Source organism: Bacteroidota bacterium, from assembly GCA_037133915.1.
GTDB lineage: Bacteria > Bacteroidota > Bacteroidia > Bacteroidales > CAIWKO01 > JBAXND01.
In genome coordinates this window covers 1-15,833 of record JBAXND010000069.1, presented here as the reverse complement: position 1 = coordinate 15,833, position 15,833 = coordinate 1, and the positions used below count along the sequence as shown (strand labels likewise).

Genomic DNA, 15,833 nt, shown 5'->3' with positions numbered 1-15,833 from the left:
GAATAACTGGTCCCACAGGTCTCACCGGCTTAACGGGAGCTCAGGGAATAACCGGCCCCACAGGTCTTACGGGTTTAACAGGCTCGCAGGGCCCGCAAGGGATACAAGGTGTGATTGGTCCTCAGGGGCCACAAGGGATTCAAGGTCCTGCAGGTCCTCAAGGTATTCAAGGGTCAATTGGTCCTGCAGGTCCTCAAGGTATTCAGGGAATACAGGGCATACCTGGGCCAACAGGTTCAGGTGGATTATCGGGAAGCGGCACAACAAATTATATTACACGCTGGACAGGCTCCACAACACTGGGGAATTCTTCGCTGCAGGATATCGGTAGTGGTTATGTTTCATTAGGTACAGCCCCCAATGCTGCTTACGGTATTTATAGTTATTTTGGAGGAAGTGGTTCTGCAATAAATGCACAACAATCTACAGGGGCTGCTGCAAGTGTAAATGGCGAAAATACAGGCTGGTTTGGAGTACGTGGAACATGCACAACGGGTGGCGCCGGTGTAGTCGGTGTGAACAACACGACCACCACTTATGGCGCTTTGGGTACACATTCTAGTTGGGTAGGCAGCATTAATGCCGGGGTATACGGCTATAATGGAAATACAAGCGGCTATGGTGGCTATTTTGATAATCCAAGCACTTCCGGCGATTATGGCATTTATACAAACAAGGGCGGCACTTCCGGATATGCCGGTTATTTTAATGGCAGCTATTACGGTGTATATTCTACAAATGGCAGCGGTGGCTATGGTTTATATTCCAATGGAAGTGCGGCAGCTTTTTATGCTCTGTATGGATACAGTGGCGCTTCTTATGGTCTTATGATAAGCTCCGGTGCCGGCTATTGCAGCTCATTTTCATCGAGTGGAGCTTATGCTTATGTTGCAGATGGCTCAACAGCACGAAAAATTACCGGAACAAATTCAGTTTCCGAGATTATTCCCACAAAAGACCATGGTCGCATATTGCTTACATGTCCAGAATCTCCCGAATATTGGTATCAGGATTTTGGAAGTGGCGTAGCCGTAAACGGCACTGCCCACATTGAGCTTGATCCTATTCTTACTGATGTTGCGGTTATTGATGCAAATAATCCTGTCCGGGCATATATTCAAACACGCTCCGCCACACCAAGACCGGTTTCGGTTGTTCCAACTTCAACCGGATTCGATGTTTTTGTGAAGAATGAAAATACTGCAAAGCAATTTACTGATTACGGTTCTGCTTCAATTAATGGTTCGGAGATATGGATTGATTTTTCAAATGATTTTTCATCTGCTATCAGCGGCAGCAATGCGGCAGTAATTACCATCACTCCCAATAATCCCGGTGTTACATTATATGTAAGCGATAAAACAAGCGGCGGATTCCGAGTGAAGTCTACAACGGGGAACATAAGTTGTTCTTTCGACTGGATTGCCATGGGGAAAAGCGCTTCTGTAACATCAACAAACGATACGGTTATTTTTGATTATATGGTATTACTGAAGCCAAAGACTAATTATGGCGAAGGAAGATTTCCACAAGCTCCCGGTCCCGGTTTTATGCGTGATAAAAATGAAATTGAACTTGCAAAAGCTGCCAACCGGCCCGATATGACTAAAGTATTTCACTGGGCCGACGACTGGGATGTTTATGGTTACGATCCTGCAAATTTTGTGAAAATTGGGCAGGTAGTTCCCGGAGGACCCAAGAAAGGACTCATTAAAACCGGTAATCAAACATTTGTTGCGCAAAGCGAACTTGACAGGCAGCATAATGTTCCTTTCAGCGCTAGCGGAACCGATAGCCGCAAGCCTACCTTGAATAATCCGAATGGGTTATTGAAATAATTTCATTATTTGGAAGCGAATATTCTCATCAAATTCCCAAATCTGATGGATATCAGCTTTGTGTAAATCCGCTTGCAAATATCAGTGTTGTAGTATGTTGTATGATTGGTCGTATCCTATTTAAGTTGTAGGATAAGCTTATTGTATCTGTTAGGTAATTAACAGTTTGTGTAGTGTTAACTTTGGCTAAACAAAACACTTCAGCTATGTTAACAGTTAAGAAAATTCTTGAGGCTAAGAGCAGCCGGGTTTATGCAGTTACCCCCGAAAATACTGTCTATGAAGCACTGCAGCTTATGTCTGTTAAAGATATTGGTGCCGTAGTGGTTTTAAACGGTGAGACACTATCCGGAATCTTTTCCGAGCGCGACTATGCCCGTAAAATTGTGTTGAAGGGATTGCTTTCTAAAGACACGAAAGTAGCTGAGGTAATGACGTCAGACGTTATCTCGGTTGATGCAGAAATGAATATTTTTGAATGCATGGAACTGATGTCTGAGAAACGTATCAGGCACTTGCCTGTTGTGGAAGGAGATAAAGTTACCGGTATGATAACTATTGGAGATGTGGTGAACGCGATTATTAAGTCGCAGGCTACTGAAATTAATAGTTTACGCAATTACATCAGTGGCGGCGCATATGGTGGCTGAATCGTAGAATAAAAAAAAAGAGCTGCACCGTTCAAAGTGCAGCTCTTTTTTTTTATCTTTTTTGCAATTTACAATTGTATGTAAAGTGTTCCTGCGTGCAGGTTTTTCGTCCAGTCAACTTTGTAGCGGGTAGGGCAGTTGCCGTTCAAAGCCACTGGTTGGTTGTTGTCATCAAATCCGAATGTTACGGTTGCCGATTTATTGTCGGCGGGTATTGAGTAGATTTTTATTCCTGCAGCAGGATCCCATCCGCAAGCTTCTTTGTGTTTTACAGACTGGGTGATTTCAACATAGAAATTCTCACCATTTCTGTTTATTCCCCACATAACAAGATTGTTTTTTCCATCGGCGGAGCCAAAACCATCAACGGTGCAAATAAGGTCGCCCGGTGTTCCGGTAAATGTTTTCTGGCGTGCAATTGTCCAGGTACGCGTTGTGTTATCATCAAAGGTAGCTTGAATGGAGCCTGAAACTTTGTGCACAACGGATGTCAGTGTTGAGCCAAGATTGTCAAGCAAACCGCCGCTTACGTTCTCATGTTTTTTTGTTCCGTTGATAGTAAAAGATTTTCCGTTTGAGATTTTGGTTATATGCAGGTTGATGAATTTTACGTACACTACGGCACCTGCATCTTTCCAGTGAGTATTCACATTTTTTCTAACCTGAACCTGACCTGACCGATTGTGTGTGCCGGAGCAGTTCAGCCCGTTATAAGTTATGTTATATGTAATTGTGTCATTCACTACGCTGGTAGAATCGAGGGTTGCATTGCAGGGAACCCAGTTTCCGGCTTTGCCGCCGCTTTTAGAAATAACGTCATTCACATCTTTATCCGCATCATCGTTTGCACCCTGCATGGCGACCTCATCTTTGGTGAGTTGTTGAAGTGTGGATGTGTCGGTGTTCGGGCCATTCGATTTGTCTTTTTTGCATCCTGAAATGCTTATTCCTGCAATCGCGATCAGGATGGCGCCTGCGAAGATTAGTTTTTTCGTTTTCATGATTTCTGAGAATTAAAGGTTATTAATTGATTCAATTTCTTGTCGTGTTCAATAGTTATACACCCGTAACCTGTTTTACCCTTATGCAAAGATGATTTTTTTTAAAGGAAGTTAGAACGCGTCATGTAAATAATAGATTGTCAGACATTAATAAGTGCAAAAATAGTAATAGTTTTATTGGAATCATTTACGGTGTTACTGTCATTGATAGTTTTGTAACTGCACATGCTGCAAAAAAGCCGGTTGCTCCTTCGCTCAAATTGGTGGGAACACTGGCAGGTGCCGAGTCAAATAAACCGCCACGCCAGTTGGTTTCTGAAAGCATGGCGCGTAGGTAAGTTTCAAAATCCGGACTAAGAGAATACCTGCTTTCGCTGATAATGCTGCCTGCCGGAAAGGAAATCTTTTCGAGTTCGGGAGCAAATATTTCGCTCACATCAAGGGTTGTAAGCGTATAGTAAAAGAGTTTTGCAGTACACAGCGAGGAATCGGTTCCGCTATAAGCCGGCAATTTCGACCAATCTATTATTATTTCAAACATGGCAGACTTCTCTGCGTTGTAAGTATTCGCTATCCAGTCGATATGATAGAGCTGGTTGTTTTTATTTTTAGAATACCTCAAAGGTGCGAAAGCTGAACCCTGTATCATCTTCGCTTTGGCGGTGTAAATCCCATCATCAGCCGATATCAGAAGAGAGTAGGTTTTCGCACTTGTAGCAGCGAAATTTTTCTTCGTGCAATACAGCCCGCTTCCGACGGGCTTTTCAGTAAGTATAAAGGATGAGTCGCCATCGCTTAATCTTACGGTTGCACCTGATAACGGTAGGGGATTTTCATTTAACTGAGAAACCGTTTTTGTGAGTTTAACGGTTTGTGTTTTTACTTCGTCTGTGAGGATGGCATCAACAACAACCAGCTTCAGCGGTTCCTGCTGTAAGTCCCATGTTGTTTGCTTTTCGCATCCCGCAATGATTAGAATAACCGCTATGAACAATATTTTTCTCATCATCAGAATTTAAAACAGTAATTTAATGATGGTATGATTCCGGCAACCGAAATACTTGTTGGCACCAATTCATTATTTCCATTCTTGTTAGCGGGCACAACAAAATTTCCGTTGTCGTCAATGATTTTATTGAAATTAATGGAAATAGGATTTTTTCTTCCGTATGCATTATAAAGTGTAAGCATAAGGCGGTGCTGGTATTTGCGTTCAGGCTTGCTCAATCTGTAAGTCACGGCAATATCCATTCGGTGATAAGCAGGCAGTCTGTCATTATTTTTCGCACCGTAAACAGGTATTGAATAACCGTTAAAATAATAAAAGCCAACGGGAGTAGTGATGGCACCGCCGCTCAGGTAAATCCAGTTTGCGCTGAATGACCAGCGTTTTCGGGTGTTATAAGAAATGTTCGCACAAAAATCATGAGGACGATCGTAAGACGCGGGATATGGTTCGTTTCCATTCATACCTTCAATAAGTTTGAATGTTCTTGACCAGGTGTAGCCCAACCATCCGGTAAGTCGGCCTTCCGGCTTGCGGAGCATCAATTCTAAACCGTAAGAATATCCTTTCCCGAATCTTAATTCTCCTTCTATCAAAGGGTTGTAGAGCATGTTCGCATGATCTTTATAATCAATCTGATTGTAGAAGTATTTATAAAATCCTTCAACGGAAAAATTGAATTTCGATTTGAATACGCTGCTGAACCATCCCAGAGCGAATTGATCGGCAAGCTGTGGCTTTATATTGGGGCCTGAGGGTACCCAAACTTCAAGTGAGGTGAATGGACTTACCGAGTTTGAAAGTACCTGAAGGTATTGTGCTGTGCGATTGTAGCTGGCTTTGATAGACGATTTTTCACTGATTGCATATCGCATGCTGATGCGCGGCTCCGGATTGAAAAATGTAGCGTACACCTTGTTTTTTGCTACATCCACGGTATCAAACACTTCATAATTAGTATTGAAAATATAGTAGGTAGTAGGTCCCAAATTTTGCCACACAGGCAATCGCAGTCCGTACCTCAGAGTTATTCTGCCACCAATCTGTTGTTCATTGCAGAGATACAAATCGTATTCCATTGAGTTGTATTTTGCAACCGCTGCTACATGGCGCTGTGTTTCCGTATCAGAAAAAAATACGTTGCCCGGATTCGATGCATGTGAGCTGATGTCAATTCCTGCCTTGAAAGTATTCTGCGGATTTGCGAACCACGAAAAATCGGATTTGAAAGTGGTGTTGGCGATGGATGAATTCCAATAATTATTTTGTTCTTTCGAGATGTACATGTAGTAATTGTAACGGCTGTAACAAACTGTGGTGTTCGAAAATAATTTATTATTAAAAATATGATTCCACCTGAACGTCCCGAGTATATTGTTCCAGCTGATGCCAAAAGTCTGTACGGCACCTGTGGTAAGTCTGCTGTAATCATCATTGCCGCCATAAGCCGAAAGAAAAAAGCGGTTGTTGTCATTCAGCTTCAAATTTATGCGGGCATTGACGTCAAAGAAATTTATCGTAAAAGTTCTGTCAGCGCTTTTAGTCGGATTCAGCCAGTTGAGATTTGCTCTGCGACCTGAAACAAAAAAGGAGCATTTGTCTTTTTTAAAAGGACCTTCAAGAGAAAGATCGGAAGTATAGGGTCCGATATTGCCGCCAAACCCGAACTTTTTCATGTTGCCGTCTTTTGTTCTTACATCAATAACCGAGGAGAGCCGGCCGCCATAGCTTGCCGGGAAATCGCCCTTGTATGCTTCCACATCTTTAATGGCGTCGGGTGCCAGCGCGGATACAAAACCAAAAAGATGGGACGGATTATAAATAGGCGCTTCATCAACAAGTATCAGATTCTGGTCGCTGTTTCCGCCGCGCACGTAAAACAGGGTTGAACCGTCGCCGTATGCTTTTATCCCGGGAACGGCCTGCAATGATTTAATAATGTCAACATTTCCCGCAAAACCCGGAAGCTGATTCAGTACGCGCGGTGTGAGCTTAAGCTGGCTAAGCTGTTGTTCCTTTTGTTGCTGTTCTTTATCATCGGCGCTGATTACAACGGCTTTTATTTCTGTCTTTGAAATTTCCAGTTCGCCTGTGAGTTTAATATTGTCTTTAAGCTGCAGCTTTTGTGAAATGCTCTGATATCCCAAAAGGGAAAACACCAATTCGTATTCTCCTTCAGGCAGTGTGAGAGAATAATAGCCGTAAGCGTTGGTAGCTGTGCCCATGCTTGTGCCTTTTACGTAGGCGTATGCACCTATCAGAATTTCACCGGTCGTTTTATCTTTAAGGTAGCCGCTGATGGTAAATTTCGCAATTGACGGCGTTTTATTCTCAATAATATCCTGAGGACTTGCTTTGCGAGGCTTGAGTACCACCTGATGCTCCATTACAGTCCATTCAATTCCGTTAGCTGTAAAGAGGTCAGCAAAGATTTCTTTAACCGGTTTGTTACGGGCTTTGATACTCACTTTTCTGTCAACAGGAATGTTTTGGGAACTGAAAGAAAAATTGATGTCTGCAAGTTTTCCAATTTGTGCAATGGCTTCGCCCAAAGGCTTGTCTTTTATTTTTACCGAAATCTTTTTATCAAGATTCTGCGAAAACAGCATGTGCGGAACAGCCAGTAAAATAACGAGAAACAGGAATCTCAACGTGCGTATCCCGAATACTTTCATAGCAGTTTAATTATCAGGAACAACCTTTGCCGGAGATTAATATCTGTGAACCGGACTTTTTAATTTTGATATCAAGAGTGGCTTCAATTACTTTAAGCACCGCATCAAGTGACTGGTTGCTGAATGTTGCTGTAAGCAGGCAATTCGCAAGTTCGGGATTTTCAAGCTTTATTTGCGAGCGGTACACCAGATTCAGTTTGGAAATAATGTTATCAAGACGTTCATTATTGAAAATAAATTCGTGTGTTTTCCATGCAAGGAAATTCTGGTCGTCATTTACTGTTTTTACTGCCACAGCGCTTGTTTTAGGCATCTCAACTTTATCTCCGGGAGCCATAATTGTGCGTTCCGATGGTGAGTTTTTACGATATACCGCCACTTTCCCGTTACTCAAAATCACCGTAACGTTATTCTCTGTGGGGTTGGTATTTACATAAAATGAAGTTCCTAAAACTTCAATCATCACTCCGTCGGCTTCAATAATAAATGGCTTTTGTGCGTCGTGCGTAACATTGAAATACGCTTCGCCTTTTAGACTTACATCACGATGCGATTTACTGAATTCCGAAGGGTAGGAGAGCGTGGTACCTGCATTCAGCGTAACGGATGTGCCATCGGGAAGTTTACTCTCCAGTGTGGTGGTCTGTGCCGTCAGTATTTTTTGTTCCGGTGTGTCGAAAATTCTGTAAAGTACAACGGAAGAAACTGCCAGAACAATCAGAATCGCTGCAATACGGAACAACCTAAGATAGGATGATGAGGAAGTTCCGCGGTCGCGATTGATTCGGATAACGGGCTTTTCATCGGCTTTTCGTAATTCGTCAGCAGCCTTGCGGAAGTTGAATTTTTTCCATTCAGATTCAACTTCAATTGTTTCCTGAATTTTTGTTTTCTCGAGTGCCTGCCAGGTAAGACGGTATTCGTTGAACAAAACCTGATGATCGTTGGATTCTTTCAGCCATTCCGATAAACGGAGGATTTCATCTTCCGTTGCTTCACCTGAAAAATATCTGGTGATTAACTCAATACCGTATGTTGAACTTGTTTCCATAATTGTTTCTGCACACGTTATACACCCGAAACCTGTTTTACCCTTACGTCCGTTATAAATATTTTTATAATAGCCACAATTCGTGAATTATCAATATGATACATAAATAGTCTTTGAGCCGTTCGCGCAAATGCTGCAATGCTTTTGACATCTGGGCTTCAACGGTTTTTACGGAAATGCCCAAACGGTCGGCAATTTCCAGATATTTTAATGATTCGAAACGCTGTAACATGAATACTTCACGACATTTTTCTGGCAGTTCATCAATGGCATTTTGAATTTTTACGGCAAGTTCAGCTTCTACCAGATGGTCATTATTGTGATATTCTGTTTCCGAATGAAGGTGTTCAAGAATCAGAATATCCCAGTTGAACTTTTTGTTATCGCGAAGATGATTGATACATTTATTATATATAGAAGCAGAGAGATAGGATTTGTAAGATTTATTCAAATCAATTTGTGCCCTCTTGTCCCACAGGCCGATAAATGCATCGTGAACAATTTCTTTGGCCGTATCAAGGTCTTTCACATACTTCTGTGCAAAGAACGTAAGTCCCTTGAACTGGCTTTTAAAAAGCTGTTCAAATGTTTGTTCGTCGAGCTGACGGATGGGATATGTGTTTTCTTCGCTCAGTTTATTCTGTTTTTTAACTTACGACTTAAGACTGATGTTCCTTACGCAGCAGGTCATTCACTGTTTTTACAGGATTGAATGTGATGATGGGCACTTCTACAAAAACGGTATTCCAGTTGCTCATGGCGCCATTCCACAATCCCGGAAGTTCAAGAGCTTTGAGTGGTTTACCATCTTTTGTTTTATGTGAAATAAATCCTGTTTCCGGGTCGATGAATTTATGCAAGTCGAATTTTTTTCCGTCGTGTGCTGTCAGGCTGCACACAAGGTCTACCGGGTTAAAGTGAGTTGCTTTCATAAATATTTCGCGCTGCAGCGGATCTTTAAGATGTATCTGCGACGACTCCACAATCTGAAGGCTCACTTCTCCCTGCGGACTGCGCACCAGAAATGGACCGCCACCCGGCTCGCCTTCATTCTTTACCATGCCGCACACGCGTATCGGGCGGTTCAGCTTTGAATGCAGCAGCTTTATTCTTTCTTTTGATTTCAGGCGATAAAATTCACTTTCGAGGTCAACAAAAAACTCTTTTTTCAGAAAATGTTTAATCTCAATTAATTTTTCGTCAGTGATAGCGGCATTTTCAAGTAATCTGATATAATCAAACACCTGTTCTCTCAAATGCAGCAGGCATCCGCCGATAACTTTTTTGAAGAGGAATGTTTGTTCTTTCAGTGAATCGGGAACAACATTGTCGATATTTTTAATAAAGACAATATCGGCATCCACTTCATTCAAATTACTGATGAGTGCTCCGTGACCGCCGGGTCTAAACAGCAGTGAGCCGTCGGCTTCCCGGAAGGGTTTATTGTCTGCATCAACGGCAATCGTGTCGGTAGATGATTTTTGAACCGACCAGGAAATTTCAAATGTTACATTGAACATTTGTTCATACCGCCCAACAACTCCATCCAGCAATGCTTTGAAAGATTCAATATGTTCGGGCGATAGGGTGAAATGTATGAGTACCTTGCCATCGCTGCTTTTGCAATAGTTTGCACCTTCAACCAGATGTTCTTCCGCGGCTGTGCGTGCGTGATTATCGTATTTGTGAAACTTCAGCAATGCCTTCGGAAGTCCGGCATAATTAAGTCCTTTGGCTGTGAGAAGCTGTTCGAGAATGGTGTTCAGTTTCCGGTGTTCTGTCAACGATTGGATGCTTTCTCTTTTTTTTGCAAGGCATTGCTCCAGATCATCATAAAATGCAAAGCGCTCAATTTCACTAAAGAAATGGAATGCTGAATTAAACCCCGTTTCGCTCAGGTATATTTTATGGTCTGATTCAGTGCCGGTGTACTTGTCCATAAAGGCGAACAAATGGCTGAACATACGGCTGGCAGCTCCTGAAGCCGGAACGAATTTCACAACACGGCAATCCCCCATTTTTTTATCAAAAAATGTTGCCATCTGTGTCGCATCAGCTGCAGCTATTTTTCTTATCCCTTCGCCGGGAGTGGCCGGTGCTGCGAGGTCTATGTAAGGAAAGCCATGAACAAATTCACTGATTTGCTTTTTAATTGTTTTAATGTCGGCGCCCTTCGCGTCTATCTGTTTTTTATCTTTTTCGGAAAACATATTTTTTCTTTTGTCAATAGCGCTATAAAAATACTAAATATTGGAATCTGTAAGGTTTAATGTGCCACGAAATTAGATAATAATTCAGGAGTTAAAGATTTTTGTCTTTTTGGCCTGTTTTTGTAGTAATTTTGCATCCGTTTAACAATATTATTATTGGTCATGGACTGTCCCGTATGTAAAAAGGCAATGATTGTTCTGGAACTCGATCAGGTTGAGATAGACCATTGCACATCATGTAGCGGTATCTGGCTCGATGATGGAGAGTTGGAATTACTGCTTGAGGATGCTGAAGAAAAAAGACGTGTATTATCTACATTGCACGTTGATTCAACAGTCAAAGAAAAATCGCGCCGCTGCCCGAAGTGTTCAAAGAAAATGAACAAAGTTTTCATTGGCAATAACAATGAAGTGCTTGTTGATTCCTGCAAAAAGCAGCACGGTATCTGGTTTGATAATGGCGAACTGCATGATGTTATCAAGCTTGCATCAATTGACCGCGAGAATAAAATATTGAAATTGCTGAACGAAATGTTCCGTTATAATTTAAGTCGCTGATAAAAAAAGTAAATTTAAAATAGGAGGTTATTATGATCGCATTGTTTGTTGTTTTAGGAATCGCGCTTATTCTGATACTGATGGTTATCGGAATGTACAACTCTTTAGTAAGACTGCGCAATCAGGTAAAGAATGCATGGGCACAGATTGATGTGCAGCTTAAACGCCGCCATGATCTTATCCCCAATCTTATTGAAACCGTGAAGGGCTATATGACTCATGAGCGTGAAACCCTTACAAAAATAACGGAAGCCAGAAGCAACGCCATGTCGGCATCGAGCATTCCCGATAAAGCTGCCGCCGAAGGTGTACTGAGCGGACTGATGGGCAAACTGCAGGTTGCTGTTGAAGCATATCCCGATTTGAAAGCAAACCAGAGTTTTCTTGCTTTGCAGGAAGAACTGACATCAACCGAAAATAAAATTTCGTATTCACGTCAGAGCTACAACGATCAGGTATTGTTTTACAATAACAAAATTCAGGTGTTCCCGTCAAATGTTATTGCCGGTATGTTCAGCTTCAAGCAGGGCGACTTCTTTGAAATTACCGACGTCGCTGAAAAAGCAGTTCCCAAGGTTAGTTTTTCCTGAAAATTGTCACAATAAACCGAATCTTTTATGTGGGAAATAATTCGCGCCAACCAGCGTAAATCTGTATTCCTTTTTATTATCATGGGCCTGGTGCTTGTGGTATTGGGCTTCATCGTGGGGCTGGCTTTCAGCTCCGATGGCAGTGGTGGTATCATTGGTATCATCATAGCATTTCTGGTGTGGGGAATTCTCACGCTGGTAAGCGTAACATCCGGCAGCGCCATCATGTTATCTGCCAGTAATGCGAAACCGATTACGCCCGATATTCATCCGCAGCTGTATAATGTTGTGGAGGAAATGCGGATTGCCGCAGGCCTTACAAACATGCCCAAGATATACATCATCAACACCGATGCGCCGAATGCTTTTGCCACAGGTATTTCTCCTGAAAAGGCATCTATTGCTGTAACAGCAGGTTTGCTTGCCCGCCTTAACCGCGACGAATTGCAGGGTGTTGTGGCACATGAGATGTCGCACATTTATAATCGCGATGTTCGTTTTATGACGATTGCCGGTGTGATGATGGGAACGATTGTAATTATTTCTGAAATATTCCTTCGTGGGATGTTTTTCTCGGGTGGACGCGGCAAAAAAGGCGGCGGACAGGGACAGATTATCATACTTATTTTGGCAATTGTTCTTGCTATTCTTGCACCTATCATTGCCCAGCTTTTATATTTTTCGCTTTCGCGGAAACGGGAATATCTGGCTGATGCATCGGCTGTTCGTTTTACACGATACCCGGAAGGACTGGCATCTGCGCTCGAAAAGATTGCAAATTCGGATGTTGATATGCCCATGGCAAATAAAGTCACGGCACCGATGTACATCTGCAATCCTCTCAAGAAAAAAGGAAAGAAACTTTCTGACCTGAGCAGCACGCACCCACCCATCAGTGAGCGCATCCGGATACTTCGCAATATGTCGGGCGCCGGTTATGGCAATTACGAGCAAGCCTATGATTCCGTTAAAGGAAAAGTTTCTCACATTATTCCTAAATCCGCTTTAACTGAAGAATCAGCGCTGCCGTTCAGGCAGGGCCTGGTAAATGAGACTGCGGCCGATGTGAAAACAACAGCGCGAACATCGGGTGATATTATGATGAAGGTTGATAATTTTGCTTTTATTACCTGCGATTGCGGAATGAAATATAAGATACCTGCCGAGTACAAAGAGAATCAATTTCATTGTACCCGATGCGGTAAAGAGCATACAATCGTCAGATAATATTCACTTCGGGTTCAAGCACTACGCTGAATTTTTGAAATACTGATGCCGTAATTTCTTCGGCAAGTGCCATAATTTCTTTTCCGCTTGCGTTACGATAATTAACGATAATTAACGCTTGTTTGTCGTGAACGGCGGCATTTCCGAGCTTTTTGCCTTTCCATCCGCATTGTTCAATAAGCCAGCCTGCGGCAAGTTTAACATCGCCGTCGGGCAAATTAAAATGCACCATGTTAGGATGTTCTTCTTTCAGAAATTCAAAAAAACCTTCCGTTACCACCGGGTTTTTAAAAAAGCTGCCGGCATTGCCCAAAACATGCGGGTCGGGAAGTTTGGATTCCCTGATATTGCGAACGGCATCCCGAATATCTTTAATGGAAGGTTCCCTTACCTGCAATCGTTCAAGCTCAGCGGCAATGGCTCCGTAGTCAGTCCTGATTGCATGTTTTGTGGATAATCGAAATGATACAGATGTAGCAAGATATTGATCTTTCAATTCATGTTTGAAAATGCTTGAACGATATCCAAATTCACATTCACCGGGCGTGAAAATCCGGCTGATGCCTGTTTCGAGTTCCAGTGCTTCAACTGCATGAATGGCTTCGCATACTTCTGTTCCGTAAGCTCCGATATTTTGAACGGGCGATGCGCCTACAGTTCCGGGAATGGCTGTTAAATTTTCGAGTCCTCCAAAACCTGCATCCACGCAGTAATTCACAAATTCATCCCAGTGTTCTCCGGCCGCGGCTTTCACAATGACCGTTTCAGCATCCCTGCGCACCACCTCAATTCCTTTATTCTGAACAAGCAGTATGGTGCCTTCAAAATTCTGTGTAAACAGCAGATTGCTTCCGCCTCCTACAACAAAAAACGGTTGCGGAAGTGATGGCAGGACTTTTACAAGCTCTGATAAAACAGTTTTTTCATCAATTCTGACAAGGCAGGCAGCGCTAACTTCAATACCAAAGGTGTTGTATGTAAGCAGTGAAGTGTTTTTAAGGATATCCATCGCAGGAATTTACTTCTTAATAGAATCCATATACTTCCATGCGGCTTTCACGAAACCAAGAAACAAGGGGTGTGGATTGGCAACCGTACTTCTGTATTCGGGGTGGAACTGCACGCCTACAAACCATGGATGTTCTTTGAGTTCCATCACCTCAACCAGCTGGTCTTTAGGATTGATGCCGGTTGCAATCATGCCGGCCGTTCTAAATTCTTCCATGAATTTATTGTTGAACTCATAACGGTGACGGTGGCGTTCATTTACGTTGAGTGCGTTGTATGCTTCAGCTACTTTAGATCCTTCAACTATTGTACACGGATATGCACCCAGCCTCATGGTTCCGCCTTTGCATGATATTTTTTTCTGAGCTTCCATAATGTCAATCACCGGGTAGGAAGTGCGTGGGTTCATTTCTGTAGAATGCGCGTCGGCATGACCGAGTACGTTGCGCGCAAACTCCACAACAGCGCATTGCATGCCTAGGCAAATGCCCAGAAACGGGATGTTATTTTCACGTACGTACCGTATGGCAATTATTTTTCCTTCGATTCCGCGTTCGCCAAACCCTGGAGCAACAAGCACTCCGTGGAGTCCGTCCAATTTTTCGGCAACATTTGTCTGGTCGATAAATTCGGAATGTATCAACTGCAGGTTAACCTTGCACTGTATCTCAGTTCCTGCGTGGATGAATGATTCTACAATTGATTTGTATGCATCTTTCAGCTCAACGTATTTGCCGACCAGTCCGATATTTATTTCGCTTTTCGGATTTTTAAGTTTGAACAGAAATTCCTCCCATTTAGCAAGGTCGGGCTCTCCGGCATAGGTTACTTTCAGTTTTTCGAGAACAACCGAATCGAATTTTTCCTGACGCATCAACAGAGGTACGTTGTAAATTGTCTCGGTGTCGATAGATTCTATAACAGCTTTTGGGTCGAGGTTGCAGAACAGTGCGATTTTATTTTTGATGCCTTCGTTGAGCGGATGCTCTGTGCGACACACCAGAATGTCAGGCTGAACGCCTAGTTCAAGGAGTGTTTTTACTGAATGCTGTGTTGGTTTAGTTTTCAACTCACCTGCTGCCGAAAGATATGGCACTAATGTCAGATGAACAACAAGGCTGTTTCCGGGACCGAGTTCATATTTCATCTGCCTGACGGCTTCTACGTATGGCAATGATTCTATATCGCCAACGGTGCCGCCCAGTTCGGTAATCACAAAATCAAAATTCCCTTCACTGCCCAACAGGCTGATCCTGAATTTTATCTCGTCGGTGATGTGCGGGATTACCTGAACAGTCTCGCCAAGGTAAACGCCGCGGCGTTCTTTTTCAATAACCGACTGATAGATTCTTCCGGTTGTTACATTGTTAGCCTGTGATGTGGGAACGTTCAGAAAACGTTCGTAATGACCGAGGTCAAGGTCGGTTTCGGCACCATCGTTGGTAACGTAGCATTCGCCGTGTTCGTAAGGATTGAGTGTGCCCGGGTCAACGTTGATGTAGGGGTCAAATTTCTGGATGGTAACGGCAAATCCTCTTGCCTGAAGGAGTTTTGCGAGTGATGCTGAAATAATTCCTTTTCCGAGTGAGGAGGTCACACCTCCGGTAACAAAGATATATTTGGTTTGCGACATAATCTGATAGTAATTAAAATGCAAATTAACGAATAAAAAGCGTAGGAATGCCCTAAAACGCAAGGTTTTTTACGATTATGGGCAATGCCTGTGGCTTGTTGCTGATGTCTGCAGAAAAAAAATTTGCAATACGGGAAATATTTTCTACTTTTGCAAGCCTGATTTTCCGACAGAAAAAGTTTACTGAAATGAGGTTAGAAGGGGTCGGACTAAACTGTGATACGTTCTTAATTTATTAATATTTGCTTTTTTTTTCAGCTTGTTTAACCGGAGAGGTTCCGCCGGTAGTCGGACAGGGGGCCGTGGCTGAAACCAATCTCGCCTGAGGCGAGACTAAACTGTGATACGTTCTTAATTTATTAATATTTGCTTTTTTTTTCAGCTTG

At 42.8% G+C, this 15,833-nt stretch carries 13 protein-coding genes; 5 read left to right on the top strand and 8 right to left on the bottom strand.

All coding sequences use genetic code 11. From position 1 onward, the window contains the following. Together WCM76_15575 and WCM76_15570 are read left to right on the top strand one after the other, a co-directional pair. A partial coding sequence (locus WCM76_15575) for a hypothetical protein (GenBank protein MEI6767051.1) occupies window positions 1-1,838 on the top strand: 1,838 nt, incomplete at its 5' end. A 206-nt stretch (window positions 1,839-2,044) separates the two neighbouring features. Further along, window positions 2,045-2,488: a CBS domain-containing protein gene (locus WCM76_15570; GenBank protein MEI6767050.1), complete on the top strand. Its 444-nt coding sequence runs from the start codon at window positions 2,045-2,047 to the stop codon at window positions 2,486-2,488. A 68-nt stretch (window positions 2,489-2,556) separates the two neighbouring features. On the opposite strand, the gene WCM76_15565 is transcribed toward WCM76_15570, so the two are convergent. The 6 genes from WCM76_15565 to WCM76_15540 form a co-directional block, all read right to left on the bottom strand. Further along, the gene (locus WCM76_15565) at window positions 2,557-3,489 is read right to left on the bottom strand and encodes a hypothetical protein (protein MEI6767049.1); all 933 of its coding nucleotides are present in this window, start codon (window positions 3,487-3,489) and stop codon (window positions 2,557-2,559) included. A gap of 187 nt (window positions 3,490-3,676) precedes the next feature. Continuing rightward, window positions 3,677-4,495, bottom strand: a complete 819-nt coding sequence (locus WCM76_15560; protein ID MEI6767048.1) for a DUF4249 family protein — start codon at window positions 4,493-4,495, stop codon at window positions 3,677-3,679. 2 nt (window positions 4,496-4,497) lie between these two features. Beyond that, the gene (locus WCM76_15555; GenBank protein ID MEI6767047.1) at window positions 4,498-7,170 is read right to left on the bottom strand and encodes a TonB-dependent receptor; all 2,673 of its coding nucleotides are present in this window, start codon (window positions 7,168-7,170) and stop codon (window positions 4,498-4,500) included. A gap of 13 nt (window positions 7,171-7,183) precedes the next feature. Beyond that, complete coding sequence (locus WCM76_15550; protein MEI6767046.1) at window positions 7,184-8,221, bottom strand: FecR domain-containing protein; 1,038 nt, start codon at window positions 8,219-8,221, stop codon at window positions 7,184-7,186. 64 nt (window positions 8,222-8,285) lie between these two features. Continuing rightward, window positions 8,286-8,831 carry an RNA polymerase sigma-70 factor gene (locus WCM76_15545; GenBank protein MEI6767045.1) on the bottom strand — a complete coding sequence of 182 codons (546 nt, stop codon included), beginning with the start codon at window positions 8,829-8,831 and terminating at the stop codon, window positions 8,286-8,288. Between the two features lie 49 nt (window positions 8,832-8,880). Continuing rightward, window positions 8,881-10,431, bottom strand: coding sequence for a DUF4301 family protein (locus tag WCM76_15540; GenBank protein MEI6767044.1), 1,551 nt, complete (start codon window positions 10,429-10,431; stop codon window positions 8,881-8,883). A 162-nt stretch (window positions 10,432-10,593) separates the two neighbouring features. Here WCM76_15540 and WCM76_15535 point away from each other — a divergent pair, with 162 nt between their 5' ends. From WCM76_15535 to WCM76_15525, 3 genes are read left to right on the top strand one after another with little or no spacing between them, the layout of a single operon-like run. Then, on the top strand, window positions 10,594-10,989 hold the full coding sequence (locus WCM76_15535; protein ID MEI6767043.1) for a zf-TFIIB domain-containing protein: 396 nt from the start codon (window positions 10,594-10,596) through the stop codon (window positions 10,987-10,989). Window positions 10,990-11,021: 32 nt separating this feature from the next. Then, window positions 11,022-11,579, top strand: coding sequence for a LemA family protein (locus WCM76_15530; GenBank protein MEI6767042.1), 558 nt, complete (start codon window positions 11,022-11,024; stop codon window positions 11,577-11,579). A 27-nt stretch (window positions 11,580-11,606) separates the two neighbouring features. Beyond that, a complete protein-coding gene (locus tag WCM76_15525) occupies window positions 11,607-12,806 on the top strand; it encodes a M48 family metallopeptidase (protein ID MEI6767041.1) in 1,200 nt (399 codons plus the stop codon). On the opposite strand, the gene murB is transcribed toward WCM76_15525, so the two are convergent. Further along, entirely contained in the window at window positions 12,799-13,815 is a 1,017-nt protein-coding gene (gene murB, locus WCM76_15520) for a UDP-N-acetylmuramate dehydrogenase (GenBank protein MEI6767040.1), read from the bottom strand. The genes WCM76_15525 and murB overlap by 8 nt on opposite strands. A 9-nt stretch (window positions 13,816-13,824) precedes the next feature. Beyond that, on the bottom strand, window positions 13,825-15,447 hold the full coding sequence (locus WCM76_15515) for a CTP synthase (protein ID MEI6767039.1): 1,623 nt from the start codon (window positions 15,445-15,447) through the stop codon (window positions 13,825-13,827). Between the last annotated feature and the right edge of the window lie 386 nt (window positions 15,448-15,833).